We start from the raw sequence: 22,588 nt of genomic DNA, 5'->3' as shown, positions 1-22,588 counted from the left end.
AGTACTGCTTCGGCGTGGAACGTGTGAGTTGGGTGATCGGGTCGGGCACGCTGTTGGGTATCTGAGGGTACGGATTTGATCCCGACCTCAATGCCGGCCCCGGTAAAGGTTCGCTTCGGCGGGCTGTGACGGGTGGTTGGTCGTTGTTTGAGAACTGCACAGTGGACGCGAGCATCTGTGGCCAAGTTTTTAAGGGCGCACGGTGGATGCCTTGGCACCAGGAACCGATGAAGGACGTGGGAGGCCACGATAGTCCCCGGGGAGTCGTCAACCAGGCTTTGATCCGGGGGTTTCCGAATGGGGAAACCCGGCAGTCGTCATGGGCTGTCACCCGCTGCTGAACACATAGGCAGTGTGGAGGGAACGCGGGGAAGTGAAACATCTCAGTACCCGCAGGAAGAGAAAACAACCGTGATTCCGGGAGTAGTGGCGAGCGAAACCGGATGAGGCCAAACCGTATGCGTGTGAGACCCGGCAGGGGTTGCGCATGCGGGGTTGTGGGATCTCTCTTTCACAGTCTGCCGGCTGTGAGGCGAGTCAGAAACCGTTGATGTAGACGAAGGACATGCGAAAGGTCCGGCGTAGAGGGTAAGACCCCCGTAGTCGAAACATCAGCGGCTCGTTTGAGAGACACCCAAGTAGCACGGGGCCCGAGAAATCCCGTGTGAATCTGGCGGGACCACCCGTTAAGCCTAAATATTCCCTGGTGACCGATAGCGGATAGTACCGTGAGGGAATGGTGAAAAGTACCGCGGGAGCGGAGTGAAATAGTACCTGAAACCGTGTGCCTACAAGCCGTGGGAGCGTCGGATGGAAGCTTGCTTCCATCTCGTGACTGCGTGCCTTTTGAAGAATGAGCCTGCGAGTTTGCGGTGTGTTGCGAGGTTAACCCGTGTGGGGAAGCCGTAGCGAAAGCGAGTCCGAATAGGGCGATGTAGTAGCGCGCTCAAGACCCGAAGCGGAGTGATCTAGCCATGGGCAGGTTGAAGCGGCTGTAAGAGGTCGTGGAGGACCGAACCCACCAGGGTTGAAAACCTGGGGGATGACCTGTGGTTAGGGGTGAAAGGCCAATCAAACTCCGTGATAGCTGGTTCTCCCCGAAATGCATTTAGGTGCAGCGTCGTGTGTTTCTTGCCGGAGGTAGAGCACTGGATAGGCGATGGGCCCTACCGGGTTACTGACCTTAGCCAAACTCCGAATGCCGGTAAGTGAGAGCGCGGCAGTGAGACTGTGGGGGATAAGCTCCATGGTCGAGAGGGAAACAGCCCAGAGCATCGACTAAGGCCCCTAAGCGTACGCTAAGTGGGAAAGGATGTGGAGTCGCACAGACAACCAGGAGGTTGGCTTAGAAGCAGCCACCCTTGAAAGAGTGCGTAATAGCTCACTGGTCTAGTGATTCCGCGCCGACAATGTAGCGGGGCTCAAGCGTACCGCCGAAGTCGTGTCATTGCGATATATACCCCCAACGGGGATCGTGATGGGTAGGGGAGCGTCGTGTGCCGGGTGAAGCCGCGCCGGAAGGCAGTGGTGGACGGTTCACGAGTGAGAATGCAGGCATGAGTAGCGATACATACGTGAGAAACGTGTGCGCCGATTGACTAAGGGTTCCTGGGTCAAGCTGATCTGCCCAGGGTAAGTCGGGACCTAAGGCGAGGCCGACAGGCGTAGTCGATGGATAACCGGTTGATATTCCGGTACCCGCTGTGAAGCGTCAAACATCGAATCAGGCGATGCTAAGTCCGTGAAGCCGTCCCGATCTCTTCGGAGTTGAGGGAAGTGGTGGAGCCGACGGACCAGACTTGTAGTAGGTGAGTGATGGGGTGACGCAGGAAGGTAGTCCAGCCCGGGCGATGGTTGTCCCGGGGTAAGGGTGTAGGACGCAAGGTAGGCAAATCCGCCTTGCACATAGTCTGAGACCTGATGCCGAGCCGATTGTGGTGAAGTGGATGATCCTATGCTGTCGAGAAAAGCCTCTAGCGAGTTTCATGGCGGCCCGTACCCTAAACCGACTCAGGTGGTCAGGTAGAGAATACCGAGGCGTTCGGGTGAACTATGGTTAAGGAACTCGGCAAAATGCCCCCGTAACTTCGGGAGAAGGGGGGCCATCACCGGTGATGACATTTACTGTCTGAGCTGGGGGTGGCCGCAGAGACCAGCGAGAAGCGACTGTTTACTAAAAACACAGGTCCGTGCGAAGCCGTAAGGCGATGTATACGGACTGACGCCTGCCCGGTGCTGGAACGTTAAGGGGACCGGTTAGTGCGCTTTCGGGCGTGCGAAGCTGAGAACTTAAGCGCCAGTAAACGGCGGTGGTAACTATAACCATCCTAAGGTAGCGAAATTCCTTGTCGGGTAAGTTCCGACCTGCACGAATGGCGTAACGACTTCTCGACTGTCTCAACCATAGGCCCGGTGAAATTGCACTACGAGTAAAGATGCTCGTTTCGCGCAGAAGGACGGAAAGACCCCGGGACCTTTACTACAGTTTGATATTGGTGTTCGGTTCGGCTTGTGTAGGATAGGTGGGAGACTGTGAAGCGGGCACGCCAGTGTTCGTGGAGTCAACGTTGAAATACCACTCTGGTCGTGCTGGATGTCTAACCTCGGTCCGTGATCCGGATCAGGGACAGTGTCTGATGGGTAGTTTAACTGGGGCGGTTGCCTCCCAAAGAGTAACGGAGGCGCCCAAAGGTTCCCTCAGCCTGGTTGGTAATCAGGTGTTGAGTGTAAGTGCACAAGGGAGCTTGACTGTGAGACCGACGGGTCGAGCAGGGACGAAAGTCGGGACTAGTGATCCGGCGGTGGCTTGTGGAAGCGCCGTCGCTCAACGGATAAAAGGTACCCCGGGGATAACAGGCTGATCTTCCCCAAGAGTCCATATCGACGGGATGGTTTGGCACCTCGATGTCGGCTCGTCGCATCCTGGGGCTGGAGTCGGTCCCAAGGGTTGGGCTGTTCGCCCATTAAAGCGGTACGCGAGCTGGGTTTAGAACGTCGTGAGACAGTTCGGTCCCTATCCTCTGTGCGCGTAGGAATATTGAGAAGGGCTGTCCCTAGTACGAGAGGACCGGGACGGACGAACCTCTGGTGTGCCAGTTGTCCTGCCAAGGGCATGGCTGGTTGGCTACGTTCGGAAAGGATAACCGCTGAAAGCATCTAAGCGGGAAGCCTGCTTCGAGATGAGTATTCCCACCCCCTTTGAGGGGTTAAGGCTCCCAGTAGACGACTGGGTTGATAGGCCAGATCTGGAAGCCCGGTAACGGGTGGAGGTGACTGGTACTAATAGGCCGAGGGCTTGTCCTCAGTTGCTCGCGTCCACTGTGTTGGTTCTGAAACCACGAACAACCGTCGTAGCCATGTGCCACGGCTCCGGTTGACAGTTTCATAGTGTTTCGGTGGTCATAGCGTGAGGGAAACGCCCGGTTACATTCCGAACCCGGAAGCTAAGCCTCACAGCGCCGATGGTACTGCAGGGGGGACCCTGTGGGAGAGTAGGACGCCGCCGAACTCCTTTTATAGCCGTGGCTCCTGGATTAATTTCCAGGAGCCACGGCTTTTTTGTTTTTGTGGTGGTGTCACGGCGTGCGCCACCCCTCTGCACCGTCGTACGGCAACTGAGGGTAAGGTCAGGGGGCATCATTGGCTCTTTCCCCACAGGAGGCCCCCGGGTGGAGGTCCAGGAGACGCGTGTCCAGACGGACCGCGTCCTCACCATCCCGAACATCCTCAGCATGGCGCGCCTCGCGGGCGTGCCCCTCTTCCTGTGGTTGATCCTCAGGCCGGAGTTCGGCGGGCCCAACAGTGACGGATGGGCGTTGCTGGTTCTGGCGTTCAGCGGCATCAGCGACTACCTCGACGGCAAGCTCGCGCGTCGCTGGAACCAGATCAGCAACCTCGGCCGACTGCTCGACCCCGCGGCCGACCGGCTCTATATCCTCTCGACGCTGGTCGGCCTGACGTGGCGCGAGATTCTTCCGCTCTGGCTGACCGCGGTGCTCCTCCTGCGCGAGCTGGTTCTGCTGGTGATGGTCGGGATCCTCAGGCGCCACGGCTATCCGCCGCCGCAGGTGAACTTCCTGGGCAAGGCCGCCACCTTCAACCTGATGTACGCCTTTCCACTACTGCTCCTCAGCGATGGAAGTGGCTGGATCGCTTCACTCGCTGCTATTTTCGGATGGGCGTTCGCCGGATGGGGTACAACGCTGTACTGGTGGGCAGGGATCCTCTACATGGTTCAGGTCCGTCGGCTCATCAAGGCGGACAGAACAGCCGATTGAGCTTGCCGATTCGGCGGCTGTAGAGGCTCGAAGGCTCACATCTCCCTCTGTGGGCACGGCTTGGCGGGCTAAGTCGGCTAGATCGTCGTCTATAGAGGAGGACGTTTCCGACATGAAGGCCGTCGTGATGGCCGGCGGCGAAGGCACACGCCTTCGCCCCATGACCTCGAGCATGCCCAAGCCGCTCCTGCCCGTGGCGAATCGCCCGATCATGGAGCATGTGCTGCGCCTGCTGAAGAGGCATGGGCTCACCGAGACCGTAGTGACCGTGCAGTTCCTGGCTTCGCTCGTCAGGAACTACTTCGGCGACGGTGAAGAGCTCGGTATGGAGCTCACCTATGCCAATGAGGAGAAGCCACTCGGCACAGCCGGGAGCGTGAAGAATGCCGAGGAAGCGCTCAAGGACGATGCGTTCCTCGTGATCTCAGGTGACGCACTGACCGACTTCGACCTCACCGAGCTGATTAATTTCCACAAGGAAAAGGGCGCGCTGGTCACGGTCTGTCTGACGCGCGTTCCGAATCCGCTGGAATTCGGCATCACGATCGTCGACGAAGAAGGAAAGGTCGAGCGCTTCCTCGAGAAGCCGACCTGGGGGCAGGTCTTCTCCGACACGGTGAACACGGGCATCTACGTGATGGAGCCCGAGGTTTTCGACTACGTCGACGCCGATGTGTCGGTCGACTGGTCCGGTGATGTCTTCCCGCAGCTCATGAAGGAGGGCAAGCCCGTCTACGGGTATGTCGCCGAGGGCTACTGGGAGGACGTCGGCACGCACGAGAGTTACGTGAAGGCGCAGGCCGACGTCCTGGAGCGCAAGGTCGACGTCGAGCTCGATGGGTTCGAGATCTCGCCCGGGGTGTGGGTCGCCGAAGGGGCCGAGGTGCACCCTGATGCCGTGCTGCGCGGGCCTCTCTATGTCGGGGACTACGCCAAGGTCGAGGCCAACGCCGAGATTCGTGAGCACACCGTCGTGGGGTCGAACGTCGTCGTGAAGAGCGGCGCCTTCCTGCACAAGGCGGTCGTGCACGACAACGTCTACATCGGGCAGCACAGCAATCTGCGCGGCTGTGTCGTCGGTAAGAACACCGACGTCATGCGGGCGGCCCGGATCGAAGACGGTGCGGTGATCGGCGACGAGTGTCTCGTCGGTGAGGAATCGATCGTCCAGGGCAATGTCCGCGTCTATCCGTTCAAGACGATCGAGGCGGGCGCGTTCGTCAACACCTCCGTCATCTGGGAGTCCCGAGGGCAGGCGCACCTGTTCGGGGCTCGTGGGGTGTCAGGGATCCTGAACGTGGAGATCACGCCCGAGCTCGCGGTGCGCCTTGCCGGTGCGTACGCGACGACGCTCAAGAAGGGCTCGACCGTCACCACCGCGCGTGATCACTCACGTGGTGCGCGGGCGCTCAAGCGGGCGGTGATCTCGGCGCTGCAGGCGAGCGCCATCGACGTACGCGATCTGGAGAACGTGCCGCTGCCGGTCGCGCGGCAGCAGACGGCCAGGGGCAGCGCGGGCGGCATCATGATCCGGACCACGACGGGGGTCCCCGACTCCGTCGACATCATGTTCTTCGACGGGCAGGGAGCCGACCTCTCACAGGGGAGCCAGCGCAAGCTGGACCGGGTCTACGCGCGCCAGGAGTACCGGCGTGCCTTCCCCGGGGAGATCGGTGACCTGCACTTCCCTTCGAGCGTCTTCGACTCGTACACGGGGTCGCTGCTGCGCAACGTCGACACGACGGGCGTGGCGGAGTCCGAGCTGAAGGTGGTCGTGGACGCGTCCAACGGCAGCGCCGGGCTCGTCCTGCCGAGTCTCCTCGGGAAGCTCGGCGTGGACGCGCTGACGATCAATCCGGGGCTCGACGAGTCGCGGCCCACCGAGACCGCCGATGCCCGCAGGTCGGGCCTGGTGCGGCTCGGCGAGATCGTGGCGTCGGCGCGGGCCGCCTTCGGGGTGCGCTTCGACCCGGTCGGCGAGCGGCTCTCGCTCGTCGACGAGAAGGGGCGGATCGTCGAGGACGACCGGGCGCTGCTCGTCATGCTCGACCTGGTGGCCGCCGAGCGGCGCAGCGGGCGGGTGGCGCTGCCGGTGACGACGACACGCATCGCCGAGCAGGTGGCGGCCTATCACGGCACGCAGGTCGACTGGACGACGACGTCGCCCGACGATCTGACGCGGGTGGGGCGCGGCGACTCGACGATCTTCGGCGGGGACGGGCGCGGCGGGTTCATCGTGCCGGAGTTCAGCGGTGTGTTCGACGGCACCGCCGCCTTCGTACGCCTGATCGGTCTCGTGGCACGGACGCAGCTCACGTTGAGTCAGATCGACGCGCGCATTCCGCGCGCACACGTGCTGCGGCGTGATCTCGCGACTCCGTGGGCCGTCAAGGGGCTCGTGATGCGCCGCGTGGTGGAGGCGGCGGGAGAGCGGTCCGTGGACACGACGGACGGTGTGCGGGTCGTGGAGACCGACGGGCGTTGGGTGCTCGTGCTGCCCGATCCGGCTGAGGCCGTCACTCATTTGTGGGCAGAAGGGCCCGACGACGCGTCCGCCCAGGCGCTGCTCGACGAGTGGTCCGCGGTGGTGGACAGCGCCGGTCGCTGACCTGTGCGGGGGCGCCGGGCGACACGTGCAACAGGTGCCGCCCGGCGCGCCGGTGGGGCCATTCGGAGGTAGCGCCCGCGACGTGCGACGATGTGCGGCATGCCGCAGCAGCCCCCCGTTCGGAGCACCCCCTCGCGCCCCCGGCGCCCGGACGCTTCCATGTCGCTGCTCACCACCGTCATGGACCACAGCCTCGACGAGGGGTACGCGGAGGCGGCGGCCCGGAAGAAGGCCAGGGGGGACAGCGGCGTGCCGCGTCCCCTGCGGGCCAAACTCGGGCTCGCCGCCGGTCTGGTGCTCGCCGCCCTGGTGGTCACGGTGGGGGCCGCGCAGGCCCGGATAGCGGCGCCGGTGATCGCCAAGGAGCGTGAGGAGCTCATCGACCGCGTCGAAGAGGCGACGGCCGGTGCCGACAAGCTCGAGGACGACGTGGACGAGCTCCGCGACGACGTGGGCGAGCGTCAACGCGCCGCGCTGAAGAAGCACGGCGGCAGCCAGGGCGAGTTGGTGGGTCTCCTCTCCGGTGCCACGGAAGTCGAGGGGCCCGGCGTGAAGCTCGTCGTGGACGACAAGAAGCAAGCCGACCAGGGCGGTGGCGGGCCGCGTGAGAGCGCGGGGTTCTCCGACACGGGACGGGTGCGCGACCGCGATATGCAGCGGGTCGTCAACGGTCTGTGGGAGTCGGGCGCGGAGGCGATCTCGATCAATGACCAGCGGCTCACCGCGCTGTCGGCGATCAGGGCCGCGGGTGACGCGATACTGGTCGACAACAGGCCGCTGGTGCCGCCGTATACGGTGCTCGCGGTGGGGGACGGGAAACGCTTGAGCACCCGGTTCCAGAACAGCCGCGACGGTCAGTACCTGCACGCTCTGCAGGAGAACTTCGGCATCCGGACCAGCATCTCCGTGTCGGACGAGCTCCGGTTGCCGGCCGCGCCGAGTGTGACCGTACGTACAGCAGAGCCGAAAGCAGGAAAGGGCACATCGTGATCGCCGTACTGGGCCTCGTCGTGGGAGTCGTGGCCGGATTGTTGGTTCGGCCCGAGGTTCCGGCGGTGGTCGAGCCGTACCTTCCGATCGCCGTGGTCGCGGCGCTCGATGCCGTGTTCGGAGGCCTGCGCGCGATGCTCGACGGCATCTTCGACGACAAGGTCTTCGTGGTCTCGTTCCTGTCGAACGTGGTGGTGGCCGCCCTGATCGTGTTCCTGGGCGACAAGTTGGGCGTGGGCGCCCAGCTGTCGACGGGCGTCGTCGTGGTCCTCGGCATCCGGATCTTCTCGAACGCGGCCGCGATCCGCCGCCACGTCTTCAGGGCGTGACGCCGATGAGCGCTGACGAGACGCCCGGCTACAACCGGCGCAGGGAGCTCCCCGCCGAGGTCCCCAGCGAGTCCGAGGCCCCCGCGCCGCCGGAGCAGCGGCCTCCGCGGCTCACGGGCAGGCAGCGGCTGGCACAGGGCCTGTGGCCGCCTCGGGTGACGCGGCCTCAACTCATCGTGGCCCTGCTCCTGTTCGTCCTCGGCCTCGGTCTGGCCATCCAGGTGCGGTCCAACAACGACAGCAGTGCGCTGCGCGGCGCACGTCAAGAAGATCTCGTACGCATCCTCGATGAACTGGATGACCGTACGCAGCGTCTGGAAGAGGAGAAGCGGCGCCTCGAGGAGCAGCGGACCGGGCTGGAGAACAGCTCGGACCAGGCAGAAGAGGCCCGCAAGCAGACGGTCGAGCGAGAACGGCAACTCGGCATCCTGGCCGGCACGGTGGCGGCACAGGGGCCCGGCATCACGCTCTCCATCAAGGACGAGAAGGGGGCGATCGAGGCGGACATGCTGCTCGACGCGATTCAGGAGCTGCGCGCCGCGGGCGCCGAGGCCATCCAGATCAATGACGTACGGGTGGTGGCCAACACCCATTTCTCGGACGCGAGCGGTGGTGGCGTGCGGGTGGACGGGCACAAGGTCGGCGCACCGTACCTCTTCAAGGTGATCGGGAAGCCGCAGGATCTGGAACCTGCGCTGAACATCCCGGGAGGTGTGGTGCAGACTCTGGAGAAGGAGCAGGCCACGGTCGGCGTGACCCGCTCGGAGAAGATCGTCGTGGACGCCTTGCGACCTGCGAAGCGGCCTGACTACGCTCGGTCGTCCTCCCCGTGAGGCGGGGGCGCATGGGGGCCGCCGGTCAAGGGCATGAGGTTGCGGGGGGTCGGCGCACCGAAGGGGTGGTGCGTGGTGGAAACTGTTTGGTGGATACGGACGTTGTGAGGATGTCTGGTTCACCGATGAATGTCGGTGTGTGCAATCAGGGTTCGTCCTGCCCCACGGGCGGGTCTGTTTCGGTCAAGGGGAATCGCCCGTGAAGTTGTTTGCGAAGTTGTTCGGCAAGAGCGCACGTGAGGACAGTGGCAATCCCGCCACCGCCCGGCACCGTGCCCCGCGCCATGGAGATGGCGAGGACCAGGGGGCCGAGCGCCCCATGTTCCGTGATCAGGTCGCCGGCCCGGGCGGCGACATTTCGGGCGGACAGGGCGCGTCGTCTGTTGACCCTGCCGGTCCCGGCCGCATAGGTTTCGGAGAACCGTCAACCTCAAGTGCGGGTGGAGGGTTCACTCCCGACCCGTACGCGACGAATGCCCCCGCGGGGCAGCCGCGGCAGGAGGATCCGTCCATGGCCCTGGTGTGTACGAGGTGCGGGAACCGGAACGCGGAGGCGAGCCGGTTCTGCTCCAACTGCGGTGCGCCGCTGCGGGCAGGGGCGACGCCCGAGCGGGCGTCCGAGACGACCTCGACGATCTCCATCTCGGGCCTGGAGGCCTACGACGCGGAGGTGACCGGGCAGAATCCCTCGCCCGCGCTCTCTCCGGAGGCGCAGGCCGCCGTCGACGCGCTGCCGCTGGGCTCGGCCCTCCTCGTGGTGCGTCGCGGTCCGAACTCGGGCAGTCGTTTCCTGCTCGACGGTGATCTGACCACGGCGGGGCGTCACCCGCAGAGCGACATCTTCCTCGACGACGTGACGGTGTCGCGTCGCCACGTGGAGTTCCGTCGCGTTCAGGACGGCTCCTTCACGGTCGCCGACGTGGGCAGTCTGAACGGCACGTACGTCAACCGGGAGCGGATCGACTCCGTCGCGCTGTCCAACGGCGATGAGGTCCAGATCGGTAAGTACCGACTGGTCTTCTACGCGAGCCAGCGGGGCATCTGACCCTCTCCCGGATCCGTCCGGGGGGACCCCCAGGGAAGGTCCATGCTGCAAACACCGAGGGGCGGTGCCGACCACGGCACCGCCGCCGCGGACCGTCGGCTGATGAGCATCGGTACGGTGCTGAACGAGCTGCGGGACGAGTTTCCCGAGGTCACCATCTCCAAGATCAGGTTCTTGGAGTCCGAGGGCCTCATCGAGCCGGAGCGCACGCCTTCGGGCTACCGGAAGTTCAGCCCGGAGGACCTCGAGCGCCTCGCTCACGTGCTGCGGATACAGCGGGACCACTATCTGCCGCTCAAGGTCATCCGTGAGTACCTGGACGCCCTGGAGCGCGGTGAGCGGGCTCCGCTGCCCTCTCTGGGGCGACAGCGGGACGCCGGTGACACCGAGGGCCAGGACGATCTCGAGGGGCCGACCGCCGCCCGCGTGGGGCGGGACGAACTGCTCGCCGTCGCCGAGGTCGATGAGGAGCAGCTCGACGAGTGGGAGACGTACGGGCTCATCGCTCCGCTGCCCGACGGCGGCTATGACGCCGAGGTGGTCACGGTCGCCTCGCTCGTCGTCGAGCTCGGCCGGTTCGGAATCGAGCCGCGCCACCTTCGCGCCATGAAGGCCGCGGCGGAGCGGGAGGCCGGGCTCGTCGACCAGATCGTCGCGCCGCTGCGGCGGCACCGTAATCCGCAGACCAGGGCCCACGCAGAGGCCCGTACCAAAGAGCTGGTGGGGCTCACGGGGAAGCTGCACTCGGCGCTGGTGCAGACCGCGCTCGGGGTCAGACTGCCCTGATCCGCCTCATCCAGGGGCTGCTCAGCCACTACTCGGCGGGTGCCCGACTACCCAAACCTGCCAGCCACGTCCTAGGGTTGCTGTGTGAACGAGCTCGACGTCGTAGGTGTCCGGGTCGAAATGCCCTCCAACCAACCGATCGTGCTCCTGCGTGAAGTGGGAGGCGACCGCTACCTCCCCATCTGGATCGGACCGGGGGAGGCGACCGCGATCGCCTTCGCACAGCAGGGCATGGCACCCGCACGACCGCTGACCCACGACCTGTTCAAGGACGTGCTGGAGGCGGTGGGCCAGGAGCTCTCCGAAGTACGCATCACGGACCTCCGTGAAGGGGTCTTCTACGCGGAGCTCGTCTTCGCGAGCGGCGTCGAGGTGAGCGCGCGTCCTTCCGACGCCATAGCGCTCGCGCTGCGCACCGGGACCCCGATCTACGGGAGCGACGGTGTCCTCGACGACGCGGGCATCGCGATCCCGGACGAGCAGGAGGACGAGGTGGAGAAGTTCCGCGAGTTCCTCGACCAGATCTCGCCCGAGGACTTCGGTACCAACAGCCAGTGAGCCGCCTCCGGCGGCCCGCGCCGGACCATTCGGCTAGCCTTTCCCGGCGGTGAGACACGGGAAACCACTCTCAGGGTGATTATCACTCGGCGTGCCTAGTGTGGCGATCGTTGACGAGCCCCTGGTGACTGCCTACCGTCGAGAAGGCAGGTCAAGGAGGGAGGTCGGCGTGAGAAGCAGCGGCGACGGTACGGCGGTGGGCGGTCCGTACCCGTTTCACGGCGGTGCGACCGATCACTCTCCGAAACGGCCCATGGCGGTCCAGGGGAGCGGGGACGCGACGTCCGAGAACTCCGAGCAGGTCGGGTACCGCGGTCCCACCGCGTGCGCGGCGGCCGGCATCACGTATCGACAGCTCGACTACTGGGCCCGCACGGGCCTGGTCGAGCCCAGCGTGCGGGCCGCGGGCGGGTCGGGGACCCAGCGGCTCTACAGCTTCAGGGACGTCGTCGTCCTGAAGATCGTGAAGCGGTTCCTCGACACCGGGGTGTCGCTGCAGAACATCCGCACCACGGTCCAGCACCTGCGGGAGCGCGGGTTCCGCGATCTCGAGCGGATGACGCTGATGAGCGACGGGGCCACGGTCTACGAGTGCACGTCGCCCAGCGAGGTCCACGACCTGCTCCAGGGCGGCCAGGGCGTCTTCGGGATCGCCGTGGGCGTCGTCTGGCGGGACGTCGAGTCCGCGCTGTCCCAGCTGCACGGTGAGCGCATCGACACCGGGGAGACGCTCGTCGGGCACAACCCCGCCGACGAGCTCGCCAGGCGCCGCAACAGGGCCGTCTGAGGGCCTCGCCCCGACCTCGCTCCGACTTCGCCCCGACGCCGCTTCGCATGGCGCGGGGCGGCGTTGTCAGTGGCGTAGGGCAGCATCGGGTGGGTGAGAAGCGCGCCGACGATTCTGCATCTGGACATGGATGCCTTCTACGCGTCCGCCGAGCAGGCCGCGAAGCCGAGCCTGCGCGGGAAGGCCGTGGTCGTGGGCGGCCTCGGGCCGCGTGGAGTGGTGGCCACCGCGTCGTACGAGGCGCGGCGGTTCGGGGTGCATTCGGCGATGCCGATGGGCCAGGCGCGGCGGCTCGCGCCGAACGCGGCGTATCTAGTGCCGCGCTTCGGGTTGTACCGGGAGGTCAGCGAGCAGGTGATGGGGCTCCTGCGGGAGCTGTCGCCGCTGGTGGAGCCGCTCAGCCTCGACGAGGCGTTCGTGGACCTGGAGGCGGGCGGTGTGGCCGATGACGAGGTGTCGGCCAGGGCCGTGGGGGAGCGGCTGCGGTCGGACATCAGGGCGGTCACCGGGCTGACCGGCTCCGTGGGGCTCGCGGTGTCCAAGATGCTCGCGAAGATCGCCTCGGAGGAGGCCAAGCCGGACGGGCTCCGGCTGATAGCGCCGGGGACGGAGCGGGCCCTGCTCGGCCCCATGTCGGTGCGGACGTTGCCCGGGGTGGGGCCCGCCACCGGGGACCATCTGCGGCGGGCCGGGATCACGACGGTCGAGGAGATCGCGGAGGCCGGGGAGGACGAGCTCGTACGGCTTCTCGGCAAGGCGCACGGCGGCTCGCTGTACGCGATGGCGCAGGCGCTGGACGAGCGGCCCGTGGTGGCGGAGCGTGACACCAAGTCGGTCAGCGTCGAGGACACGTACGACGTGGACATCCACGACCGGGTGCGGGTCCGCACGGAGGTCGCGCGGCTAGCCGAGCGGTGTGTGCAGCGGCTGCGGGCGGCGGGGCACTCGGGGCGGACCATCGTGCTGAAGGTGCGGCGGTTCGACTTCTCGACGCTGACGCGGTCCGAGACGCTGCGGGGGCCCACGGACGATCCCGGAGTGGTGCGGGAGGCCGCGGCGCGACTTCTCGAGTCGGTGGACACCACGGGTGGGGTGCGGCTGCTGGGCGTGGGGGTCACGGGCCTCGCCGACTACACGCAGGAGGACCTGTTCGCGCAGGCACAGGCGCAGGCGCAAGCCCTGGCCGCCGAGGTCGAGGCGGAGGAGGCGGCAGGCGCGGAGGCGGAGCCGGGGGCGGACGAGGCCGCCTCGGGCGAGCCGCAGCCGGAGGTCGTCGAGGAGCCGGTGGCGCGGGCCGAGCGGCGGTGGGCGGCCGGGCACGACGTGCGGCACGCCGAGTACGGGCACGGGTGGGTGCAGGGGAGCGGCCTCGGGCGGGTGACGGTGCGCTTCGAGACGCCAGGGTCGGAGCCCGGACGGGTGCGGACGTTCAGGACCGACGACGTGGATCTTGAGCCCGCGGAGCCGCTGCCCCTGGTGGGAGTGGGTGTGCCCAGCGGGTGGGCCGAGCTGGAGCGGGGGTGTGCGGCGTCCGGGGGCCAGGAATGAGGCGCTGAGAGCCGCGCGGGCCGTGCGGGCGCCGGGTCAGGAGGTTTCCGAGCCTGCGATCTGGCCGAAGTCCTGGTCGGGGGGTGGTGACGTCGGCAGCGTGGTGTCCAGGCCGTAGTGGTGGTAGAGCTGGAGTTCCTGTTCGGGGGAGAGGTGGCGGCCCACGCCGAAGTCGGGGGCGTCCTTGATCAGGGCGCGGTCGAAGGGGATGCGCAGGGTGCCGTCGCCGATCAGTTCGCTCGGTTCCAGGGGGACGAAGGCGTCGCGGCTGAAGAGTCCGGTGCGTATGGCCGCCCACTCGGGGACGCCGGTCGCGTCGTCGAGGTAGACCTCGTCGATCGTGCCGATCTTCGCCCCGTTCCGGTCGAACGCCTTGCGGCCGATCAGGTTCCGCGGATCGATGTCGGTCTGCACGGGCCCTCCAGCTGGTCGAGGGGTATCGAATATGGGTGTAACTCATCTTTAATCGCTCGTACTCACTACGAAAGAGCACTTCGGGGCAGGCGGCCACTCGAACGAACGGCCGTCTTCCTCGCTGGTAGGCTGGCGGCTGGCTGCTGACCCCGTGCGGGAGAGCTCTCCGGATGGTGATTCCGGAGGCGCCGAAGGAGCAAATCCTCCCCGGAATCTCTCAGGCACCCGTACCGCACGGACGAGGTCACTCTGGAAAGCAGGGCGGGCGTCGGGCGGGCACGTTCGGAACCCTTCCTCACCGACGGTGAAAGCAGATCTGTCTCGGGACTTGACGGGTCTGTGAAGCTCTCAGGTTGAGATGACAGAGGGGGAGGCCGTCCGGGTACCCGCGCCGTGGTACCCCTCGCAGGTCGTGCAGACCAGGAGGCCTCCGCAATGACTGCCACCAATCGCATCCCGCTCTCCGAGCTCGAAGCGGGCATCCCCTTCGAGCAGCGGCACATCGGGCCCGATGCGGAAGCGCGGGCCAAGATGCTCGCCCAGGTCGGGTACGGCTCGCTCGACGAGCTGACGGCCGCCGCGGTGCCGGATGTGATCAAGAACGCCGAAGCGCTGAACCTGCCCGGTGCGCGCACCGAGGCCGAGGTGCTCGCCGAGCTGCGGTCCCTCGCGGACCGCAACCAGGTCCTCGATTCCATGATCGGGCTCGGCTACTACGGGACCTTCACCCCGCCGGTCATCCTGCGGAACGTGATGGAGAACCCGGCCTGGTACACCGCCTACACGCCGTACCAGCCCGAGATCTCGCAGGGCCGCCTCGAGGCGCTGCTCAACTTCCAGACCATGGTCGCCGAGCTGACGGGGCTGCCCACCTCGGGAGCCTCGCTCCTGGACGAGGGCACCGCGGCCGCCGAGGCCATGGCGCTCTCGCGGCGCATGGGCAAGGTCAAGAACGGCGTCTTCGTCGTCGACGCCGACGCGCTGCCGCAGACCATCGCCGTCATCCAGACCCGCGCCGAGCCGACCGGTGTCGAGATCGTCGTCACCGACCTGAGCGAGGGCGTGCCCGCCGAGGTCGCCGAGCGCGGTGTGGTGGGCGTGCTGATCCAGTACCCGGGCGCCTCCGGTGTCGTGCGGGACATCAAGCCGCTGATCGACCAGGCGCACGAGCTCGGCGCGGTCGTCACCGTCGCCGCCGACCTGCTCGCGCTCACGCTGCTCACCTCTCCCGGTGAGCTCGGTGCCGACATCGCCGTCGGTACGACGCAGCGCTTCGGTGTGCCGATGGGCTTCGGTGGGCCGCACGCCGGTTACATGGCGGTGCGCGAGAAGTTCGCGCGCAGCCTGCCGGGGCGGCTCGTCGGCGTCTCCGTCGACGCGGACGGCAACAAGGCCTACCGGCTCGCGCTGCAGACCCGTGAGCAGCACATCCGCCGTGAGAAGGCCACCAGCAACATCTGTACCGCGCAGGTCCTGCTCGCGGTCATGGCCGGAATGTACGCCGTGTACCACGGGCCCGAGGGCCTCAAGTCGATCGCGCGGCGCACCCACCGGTACGCGACGCTGCTCGCCGCCGGGCTCACCGCCGGGGGCGTCGAGGTCGTGCATGGCGCGTACTTCGACACGCTGACCGTGCGCGTCGAGGGCAAGGCCGATGAGCTCGTCGCCGCCGCCCGCGAGGGTGGCGTGAACATCCACCAGATCGACGCCGACCACGTCTCCCTCGCCTGTGACGAGACGACCACGCGCAAGCAACTGGCCGCCGTGTGGGGTGCCTTCGGTGTCGAGGCCGACGTCGACGCGCTCGACGCCGAGGTCGCGGACACGCTGCCCGAGGGGCTGCTGCGCGGTGACGACTACCTCGCGCACCCGGTCTTCCACCAGCACCGTTCCGAGACGTCGATGCTGCGCTACCTGCGCAAGCTGGCCGACCGTGACTACGCGCTCGACCGCGGCATGATCCCGCTGGGCTCCTGCACCATGAAGCTCAACGCGACCACCGAGATGGAGCCGGTCACCTGGCCCGAGTTCGGGCAGCTGCACCCCTTCGCGCCCGCCCAGCAGGCGCAGGGCTACCTCACGCTCATCCGTGAGCTGGAGGAGCGGCTCGCCGAGGTCACCGGGTACGACAAGGTCTCGCTCCAGCCCAACGCCGGGTCGCAGGGTGAGCTCGCCGGGCTGCTCGCCGTGCGCGGGTACCACCGCGCCAACGGCGACGAGCAGCGCACCGTCTGCCTCATCCCGTCCTCCGCGCACGGCACGAACGCGGCGAGCGCCGTGATGGCCGGGATGAAGGTCGTGGTCGTGAAGACCGCCGACGACGGCGAGATCGACGTCGAGGACCTGCGCGCCAAGATCGAGAAGCACCGCGACGAGCTGGCGGTGCTGATGATCACCTACCCGTCGACGCACGGCGTCTTCGAGGAGCACGTCGCCGACATCTGCGCCCAGGTGCACGAGGCCGGTGGCCAGGTGTACGTCGACGGCGCCAACCTCAACGCCCTGGTGGGTCTGGCCAAGCCGGGTCACTTCGGGGGCGACGTCTCGCACCTGAACCTGCACAAGACCTTCTGCATCCCGCACGGCGGCGGCGGTCCCGGCGTCGGCCCCGTCGGTGTGCGCGAGCACCTCGCGCCGTACCTGCCCAACCACCCGCTGCAGCCCGCGGCCGGTCCCGAGACCGGGGTCGGGCCGATCTCCGCGGCGCCGTGGGGCTCGGCCGGGATCCTGCCGATCTCCTGGTCGTACGTACGCCTGATGGGCGGCGAGGGGCTCAAGCGCGCGACCCAGGTCGCGGTGCTCTCCGCCAACTACATCGCCAAGCGCCTCGAGCCGCACTTCCCGGTGCTCTACACCGGTCCCGGCGACCTCGTCGCGCACGAGTGCATCATCGATCTGCGGCCGCTCTCCAAGGAGACCGGTGTCAGCGTCGACGACATCGCCAAGCGGCTCATCGACTACGGCTTCCACGCGCCGACCATGTCGTTCCCGGTGGCGGGAACGCTGATGATCGAGCCGACGGAGAGCGAGGACCTGGTCGAGATCGACCGGTTCTGCGAGGCGATGATCGCGATCCGCGCGGAGATCGAGAAGGTCGGCTCCGGCGAGTGGGCCGCGGACGACAACCCGCTGCGGAACGCGCCGCACACCGCCGCCGCCCTGGGTGGCGCGTGGGAGCACGGTTACAGCCGGGAAGAGGCCGTCTTCCCCGCCGGTGTCGTGGCGTCGGACAAGTACTGGCCGCCGGTGCGCCGCATCGACCAGGCGTACGGCGACCGGAACCTGGTCTGCTCCTGCCCGCCGCTGGATGCGTACGAGGACTGATGCGCACGGCCCGCTCGGTTCGGGCATGCGTCGGGGCCGGTTCGGAGACTTCTCTCCGGGCCGGCCCCTTCTTCGTTCCGCTGTGCGGTTGAGTCGTACGGATGCGCTGTGCGGATGCGCTGTGCGGATGCGCCGTGCGGATGTGCCGGCGGTGCTCAGGCGGCCGTCATGATCTGGTCGGTGCCCAGCGGTCGGTGCGGGGCGATGATCTGGCCGTCCGGCAGCAACTCACCGGTGTCCTCGAAGAGCAGGACGCCGTTGCACAGCAGGCTCCAGCCCTGCTCCGGGTGGCTCGCCATGAGGAGCGCGGCTTCCCGGTCGGCGGAGTCGGCTGTCGGGCACGGTGGTTGGTGCTGGCACATGGAAGGGTTCTTTCGCTGCGATGAGATGGCTGTGACGTCTGTCCTGTGACTCGATGCGGTGTTCATAACCGCCCCCCGTTGTAGTCGGTCCGATCCCAGTGTTGCCCTACGAGCGTCAATCCGCAGGGATTTTGCCGCAGCGGCTCCTACTGCTTAAGGACGTATCACCCGGCCGGACGGTTCAGCCCAACTCCCCTGTCTCTTCGGGTGGTTCGGGGTGGCCCGGCCGGGCTAGTCCACTTGGGTGGGCAGCGCGGTGCCCCGCGGCCGGTGGCGGCGGGGCACGTGCGGCGGGTCGGTCCCGAGCGGGCTCGGGCGTGTCGGTCAGGCGGGCGAGCCGAGCAGCGGTGCCGGTGCCAGGCGGTGGGTGAGGACCGGCAGGAGTTCGGCGACGCGGTGCGGGCGGTGGGCCGCGATGCCGGGCGGGGCGGGTGCGAGGGGGACCAGCAGGTCGGTGGCGGCCAGTGTGCCATCCGCGCCGTCGTCCGTGCAGTCGCGGTGCAGCCAGAGGGTGAGCATGTAGAGCTCGGGCACCGAGAGCAGCCGCGGCTGGCAGGGCATCGGCATGGCCTCCGCGTGCCGCAGGGCGCGCTCGGTGGCGGCGATGTAGGGGCCCTCGAAGAAGTGCGAGAAGGCCCAGCCGTCCGGGGTCAGCATCGTGTCGGCGGCGGCCACCGCGCGGTCGCCGCAGCGGATCAGGAAGCGCCAGCCGGCCAGCCGGGTGGGCGAGGTGCCTTCCGGCGTGATGCGGTCGAGCACGTGGACGGGCAGGGGGAGCTCGGGGCTCGCCGGGGTCTTGGCCGCGCGCAGCGAGGGGGTGCGGGCCTCGCGTACGGCTGTGGGGGAACCGAGTGCCGCGAGGACGCTGCGCAGGGCGGGCGCGGGGGCAGGGGGAACATGCAGCGGCATGGTGGGTCGCCTCTCTCATACGACAGGCACGGTGGAGCGGGGGGACAGATGCGGACGGCGCTGTCAGCTCTGGGCCAGAGGGGCGGGGGCAGTGGACCGCGAGCGCCAACTCTCTGTCTCGGAGCGGAGTTTATACGAGACGTGTTCGGACGGTGTTTCATCTAGACGTGGCAGATATTCCCGGCAAGGCGGCAATGAGCCGTCCTTGTGCGGTATTTCTCCCGATATCGCGTGGGGCCCGCTTCCCTGGCCTCGCTATATCACGTCCGTGCGGTCGGCTGAATTTCGCCGGTATATTTGACCAGGTGCTCCGGAAGCGAATCTTCACGATGCCGCATGCCTGGTGAATGTGCCGTACGGCAACTCCGTCCAGCGTAGCGGTCAGTGGTCCTCCGTGGGGCGTTATGGATCACATCGACTGGGCATCATCCCCCGTACACAGCGGCCGGATCCTTGGCTGCCCATCCGAGGGAGGGACGCTTCGATGGGGGAGAAGGTCGTGGCGGGCACGTTCGACCTGTCCGATCGGCATGTGTACAGGGAGAAGCTCCTGGCGTGCCTGAAGGGACTCGAGCGGCTTCTGGCGGAGCAGCGGTTCGACCGGCCCAAGAATCTGATGGGCATGGAGATCGAGCTGAATCTGGCAGGGCCCGACGGGCTGCCGAGAATGTTGAACGCACAGGTTCTCGAGCGCATCGCGAGTCGGGATTTCCAGACGGAACTCGGAATGTTCAATCTGGAAGTGAATATCGCCCCGCACCGTATGGGAGGGCGCGTTCTCGATCAGCTCGCGGAGGAGCTTCGCACCGGACTCAACTATGCCCACAGGAAAGCGAACGAACTGAACGCGGGCATCGTGATGATCGGCATTCTGCCGACGCTCGGCCGTGCCGACCTGGTCTCCGCGAACCTCTCCGACGTCGACCGCTACGCCCTGCTCAACGATCAGATCGTGGCGGCGCGCGGCGAGCACTTCGCGCTCGACATCGAGGGCGTCGAGCGGCTCACGTGCACGTCCTCGTCGATAGCGCCCGAAGCGGCCTGCACGTCCGTGCAGTTGCACCTCCAGGTCACCCCGGGCCGGTTCGCCGACGTGTGGAACGCGGCGCAGGCGGTCGCCGCCGCGCAGGTGGCCGTCGGCGCCAACGCGCCGTTCCTGTTCGGCCGCGAGCTGTGGCGCGAGTCGCGGCCGCCGCTGTTCCTGCAGTCCACCGACACGCGCCCGCCCGAGCTGCGGGCCCAGGGGGTGCGGCCGCGCACCTGGTTCGGGGAGCGCTGGATCACCGGTCCTTACGACCTCTTCGAGGAGAACCTGCGCTACTTCCCCGCGCTGCTGCCCCTGATGGAACAGGAGGACCCGCTGGGCGTCATCGACGCGGGCGGGGTGCCGCAGCTCGGTGAACTCGTCCTGCACAACGGCACGGTGTACCGCTGGAACCGCCCGGTGTACGGCATAGCCGACGGCGTCCCGCACCTGCGCGTGGAGAACCGCGTGCTGCCCGCGGGCCCCACCGTGCCCGACGTCATCGCCAACGCCGCCTTCTACTACGGGCTCGTGCGGGCCCTCGCCGAGGAGACGCGGCCCGTGTGGTCCCGGCTGCCGTTCGAGGCCGCCGAGCAGAACTTCGACGCGGCGTGCCGCCACGGCATCGAGGCGCGGCTGCGGTGGCCGCGCCGCGGCAGGCTCGGGGGCGTCGCCGAAGTGCCCGCCGTGCAGCTCGTACGCGACGAACTGCTGCCGCTGGCCGCCGCGGGCCTGGACGCGTGGGGCGTCGAGCCCGCCGACCGCGACCTCTACCTCGGGATGATCGAGGAGCGGTGCAGGCGCCGTGTGAACGGGGCGTCCTGGCAGACGGCGACGTACCACCGGGCGCTGGAGCGCGGCCTCGACAGGGAGTCCGCGCTCGCCGCGACCACCCGGCGCTACAGCGAACTGATGCACGCGGGCGAGCCCGTGCACACCTGGCCCGTGGGCTTCCGGGAACCGGCCGTACCGCTCGGCTGACCCCCTCAGCCCTGCTTGCTGCCCGCCTCCATGATGGCCTTGAGGATCACCGCGTGGATCTGCGCCGGGTCGTCGACCTGGTGGCCCGAGCCGCCGCTGGCCTCGGCGATTTGCTGGACCTCCTCCTTGTCCGCGTCGGGGCCGACGGCGATCGCGATGATCGGCACCGGCCGCTCGGGGTCGGAGAGCTCGTCGAGCTGGGAGATGAGGGAGCCGCGGGAGATGCTGCCGGGGTCCTGGTTGGCGCCGTCGGTGAGGATCACCAGGGCGTTGAACTTGCCGCGCGCGTAGCCCGCCTGCGCGTCCTTGTAGGCGGCGAGCGTGGTGTCGTACAGGCCGGTGGCACCGCCGGGGACGGGCTGCAGGCCGCTGAACGCGTTCGAGAGCCTGTCGCGGTGGGTGGTGCCGCCCTCGCGGTCGCCGAGCCGCTCGGTGGGCTGCAGCTTGCGGTAGTCGCGCTTGCCGTCCAGGCGTGTGGCGAACTCCCAGAGACCGATCTGGTCCTCGTCCGTGAAGCCCGCGAGCGCCTGGAGCAGCGAGGACTTGGTGACCTCCATACGGGACTGGTCGCGCCCCGGCACCAGCTGGTTCATGGACTCCGACGCGTCGACGACGGTGTTGAGCCGTGCGCTCTGGACCGTGATCGTCCACATGCCCAGGGTCTCCTGGATCTCCTTGTCCGACGGCGGCTCGCTCGCCTCGTCGGCGTAGGGCTGCGGGGTGCGGCCGCCGGCGCCCGTGACCAGCTCGTCCGACGGCTGGTCGGGATCGGTCCTGAAGCCGTGCTTGGCCAGGATCCGTTCCCCGTCCTCGTCGCTGAACAGGGTCATGAAGCGCAGGGCGGCGCGGCTGAGGTCCGTGGACATCCCGGCGTCGTCGACCAGCGCGTAGGGGTAGTCGAGGCGGGGCGAGCCGTCCTTGGGATAGAAGAGGTCGAGGCTGTTCTCCTCGCCCGCCGACGCGTTGTGCGCGAACGCGGCCTGTTCGGAGACGATCAGCGCCTGATTGCGGTTGCCCTTCCCGGTCCCCGAGCCGTCGCGGGCCAGGGTGTCGAGGAGCTTGCCCTCGCTGTCGGTGGTGCGGGTGGAGAGCGCCTTGGCCAGCGCGGCGGCCTGGGTGTCGCCCTCTTTGCCGCCCTGCTTCTTCGCCGACGCGCCGATCTTGGAGAGGGCGAGGAGCCCGGTCGCGCTGCGCGCGGGGTCGGCGGCGCCCAGGCGCAGCTCGTCGCTCTTCATGGCCGCGGCGGTCAACTCCGGCCAGGCGTACGTCTTCTTGGGCCACCCAAGGGATTCGGCGGCGGTCGGCACCATGCCGACGCCGATGGGCGAGGAGGCGATGTTGCCCGCGGGGGAGACCTTGGTCTGCTTGGTGCCGAGCCCGACGCGCTGCACCCACACGTCGGAGTCGGGCACCCACACGTCGTACGCCGGATCGCCCTTGCCCGACCGGAGTTCCTCGGCGACCTCGAACGAGTCGCGGGCGCTGACCCGCACGTCGATGCAGTGCCCGTCGGAGGTGATCTCGTTCTCGCGCACTTCGTCGGCGGCCTCGCGTAGGGCGGGGGTCACATCGGGCGCGGCGACCACGTCCAGCCGGACCGCGTCGTCGTCGCAGGAGCCGCCGAAGGAGAGCAGGCCGCTGCGCGCCGCCACCGCCGTGCCGCCTGCCACCACGAGAACGAGGGCCGTGGCGATGGCGACCGTGCGGCCGCGAGCGCGCGGTCGGGGGCCGGGCGCACCCGTCCCGTCCTCATCGGGCAAGCTGTGACGTCCCATGGCGGTGGTGCCCCTCCTTGAACGATGAAGCAAGGAAA

At 67.5% G+C, this 22,588-nt stretch carries 15 protein-coding genes, 2 rRNA genes, 1 pseudogene and 1 riboswitch; of the genes and pseudogenes, 14 read left to right on the top strand and 4 right to left on the bottom strand.

The features are described from left to right. Positions 1–179 precede the first annotated feature (179 nt). From KY5_RS05590 to KY5_RS05535, 12 genes and pseudogenes are all read left to right on the top strand, one after another. Positions 180–3,303: ribosomal RNA gene (locus KY5_RS05590) — 23S ribosomal RNA — on the top strand. Positions 3,304–3,391: 88 nt separating this feature from the next. Further along, positions 3,392–3,508, top strand: a 5S ribosomal RNA gene (gene rrf / locus KY5_RS05585). 160 nt (positions 3,509–3,668) lie between these two features. Beyond that, positions 3,669–4,277: a CDP-alcohol phosphatidyltransferase family protein gene (locus tag KY5_RS05580; RefSeq protein WP_055544981.1), complete on the top strand. Its 609-nt coding sequence runs from the start codon at positions 3,669–3,671 to the stop codon at positions 4,275–4,277. Between the two features lie 112 nt (positions 4,278–4,389). Beyond that, positions 4,390–6,885: a mannose-1-phosphate guanyltransferase gene (locus tag KY5_RS05575; protein WP_098241160.1), complete on the top strand. Its 2,496-nt coding sequence runs from the start codon at positions 4,390–4,392 to the stop codon at positions 6,883–6,885. A gap of 90 nt (positions 6,886–6,975) precedes the next feature. Beyond that, positions 6,976–7,875, top strand: a complete 900-nt coding sequence (locus KY5_RS05570; protein WP_098241159.1) for a DUF881 domain-containing protein — start codon at positions 6,976–6,978, stop codon at positions 7,873–7,875. After that, the gene (locus KY5_RS05565) at positions 7,872–8,204 is read left to right on the top strand and encodes a small basic family protein (RefSeq protein ID WP_003988855.1); all 333 of its coding nucleotides are present in this window, start codon (positions 7,872–7,874) and stop codon (positions 8,202–8,204) included. Before KY5_RS05570 ends, KY5_RS05565 begins: the two co-directional genes overlap by 4 nt. A gap of 5 nt (positions 8,205–8,209) precedes the next feature. Further along, entirely contained in the window at positions 8,210–9,037 is an 828-nt protein-coding gene (locus KY5_RS05560) for a DUF881 domain-containing protein (protein WP_098241158.1), read from the top strand. Between the two features lie 82 nt (positions 9,038–9,119). Further along, a complete protein-coding gene (locus tag KY5_RS05555) occupies positions 9,120–10,082 on the top strand; it encodes an FHA domain-containing protein (protein WP_098241157.1) in 963 nt (320 codons plus the stop codon). 42 nt (positions 10,083–10,124) lie between these two features. Then, positions 10,125–10,868, top strand: coding sequence for a MerR family transcriptional regulator (locus tag KY5_RS05550; RefSeq protein ID WP_098241156.1), 744 nt, complete (start codon positions 10,125–10,127; stop codon positions 10,866–10,868). Between the two features lie 84 nt (positions 10,869–10,952). Continuing rightward, positions 10,953–11,426, top strand: a complete 474-nt coding sequence (locus KY5_RS05545) for a bifunctional nuclease family protein (RefSeq protein ID WP_030794342.1) — start codon at positions 10,953–10,955, stop codon at positions 11,424–11,426. Positions 11,427–11,595: 169 nt separating this feature from the next. After that, positions 11,596–12,213: a MerR family transcriptional regulator gene (locus tag KY5_RS05540; RefSeq protein ID WP_098241155.1), complete on the top strand. Its 618-nt coding sequence runs from the start codon at positions 11,596–11,598 to the stop codon at positions 12,211–12,213. 93 nt (positions 12,214–12,306) lie between these two features. Then, positions 12,307–13,879: pseudogene (locus KY5_RS05535) on the top strand (DNA polymerase IV). On the opposite strand, the gene KY5_RS05530 reads toward KY5_RS05535, so the two are convergent. After that, the gene (locus tag KY5_RS05530; RefSeq protein WP_098241153.1) at positions 13,798–14,175 is read right to left on the bottom strand and encodes a PRC-barrel domain-containing protein; all 378 of its coding nucleotides are present in this window, start codon (positions 14,173–14,175) and stop codon (positions 13,798–13,800) included. The pseudogene KY5_RS05535 and the gene KY5_RS05530 sit on opposite strands and share 82 nt — an antisense overlap. Positions 14,176–14,319: 144 nt before the next feature. Then, a riboswitch (glycine riboswitch) is annotated at positions 14,320–14,418 on the top strand. 192 nt (positions 14,419–14,610) lie between these two features. On the opposite strand from KY5_RS05530, the gene gcvP reads away from it, so the two are divergent. Further along, the gene (gcvP, locus tag KY5_RS05525; protein WP_098241152.1) at positions 14,611–17,499 is read left to right on the top strand and encodes an aminomethyl-transferring glycine dehydrogenase; all 2,889 of its coding nucleotides are present in this window, start codon (positions 14,611–14,613) and stop codon (positions 17,497–17,499) included. Between the two features lie 155 nt (positions 17,500–17,654). Here the strand turns inward: gcvP and KY5_RS05520 are convergent, their stop codons facing one another. After that, complete coding sequence (locus KY5_RS05520; protein WP_030794330.1) at positions 17,655–17,861, bottom strand: DUF5999 family protein; 207 nt, start codon at positions 17,859–17,861, stop codon at positions 17,655–17,657. 324 nt (positions 17,862–18,185) lie between these two features. Continuing rightward, the gene (locus KY5_RS05515) at positions 18,186–18,770 is read right to left on the bottom strand and encodes a hypothetical protein (RefSeq protein ID WP_098241150.1); all 585 of its coding nucleotides are present in this window, start codon (positions 18,768–18,770) and stop codon (positions 18,186–18,188) included. 484 nt (positions 18,771–19,254) lie between these two features. Between KY5_RS05515 and KY5_RS05510 the strand changes: the two genes are divergently transcribed. Beyond that, positions 19,255–20,775, top strand: coding sequence for a glutamate--cysteine ligase (locus KY5_RS05510; protein WP_098241149.1), 1,521 nt, complete (start codon positions 19,255–19,257; stop codon positions 20,773–20,775). A 5-nt stretch (positions 20,776–20,780) separates the two neighbouring features. Here the strand turns inward: KY5_RS05510 and KY5_RS05505 are convergent, their stop codons facing one another. Continuing rightward, on the bottom strand, positions 20,781–22,550 hold the full coding sequence (locus tag KY5_RS05505; RefSeq protein ID WP_098241148.1) for a substrate-binding and VWA domain-containing protein: 1,770 nt from the start codon (positions 22,548–22,550) through the stop codon (positions 20,781–20,783). Positions 22,551–22,588 lie beyond the last annotated feature (38 nt).

Source organism: Streptomyces formicae (genome assembly GCF_002556545.1).
In the GTDB taxonomy this organism is placed as follows: domain Bacteria; phylum Actinomycetota; class Actinomycetes; order Streptomycetales; family Streptomycetaceae; genus Streptomyces; species Streptomyces formicae_A.
The sequence above is the reverse complement of the archived record's forward strand: the minus strand, read 5'-3'. Positions and strand labels throughout refer to the sequence as shown.

Coding starts and splice junctions, on each gene's coding strand:
- KY5_RS05575 (WP_098241160.1), top strand. CDS start 4,390: ATGAAGGCCGTCGTGATGGCCGGCGGCGAAGGCACACGCCTTCGCCCC.
- KY5_RS05570 (WP_098241159.1), top strand. CDS start 6,976: ATGTGCGGCATGCCGCAGCAGCCCCCCGTTCGGAGCACCCCCTCGCGC.
- KY5_RS05560 (WP_098241158.1), top strand. CDS start 8,210: ATGAGCGCTGACGAGACGCCCGGCTACAACCGGCGCAGGGAGCTCCCC.
- KY5_RS05550 (WP_098241156.1), top strand. CDS start 10,125: ATGCTGCAAACACCGAGGGGCGGTGCCGACCACGGCACCGCCGCCGCG.
- gcvP (WP_098241152.1), top strand. CDS start 14,611: ATGACTGCCACCAATCGCATCCCGCTCTCCGAGCTCGAAGCGGGCATC.
- KY5_RS05520 (WP_030794330.1), bottom strand. CDS start 17,861: ATGTGCCAGCACCAACCACCGTGCCCGACAGCCGACTCCGCCGACCGG.
- KY5_RS05515 (WP_098241150.1), bottom strand. CDS start 18,770: ATGCCGCTGCATGTTCCCCCTGCCCCCGCGCCCGCCCTGCGCAGCGTC.
- KY5_RS05510 (WP_098241149.1), top strand. CDS start 19,255: ATGGGGGAGAAGGTCGTGGCGGGCACGTTCGACCTGTCCGATCGGCAT.
- KY5_RS05505 (WP_098241148.1), bottom strand. CDS start 22,550: ATGGGACGTCACAGCTTGCCCGATGAGGACGGGACGGGTGCGCCCGGC.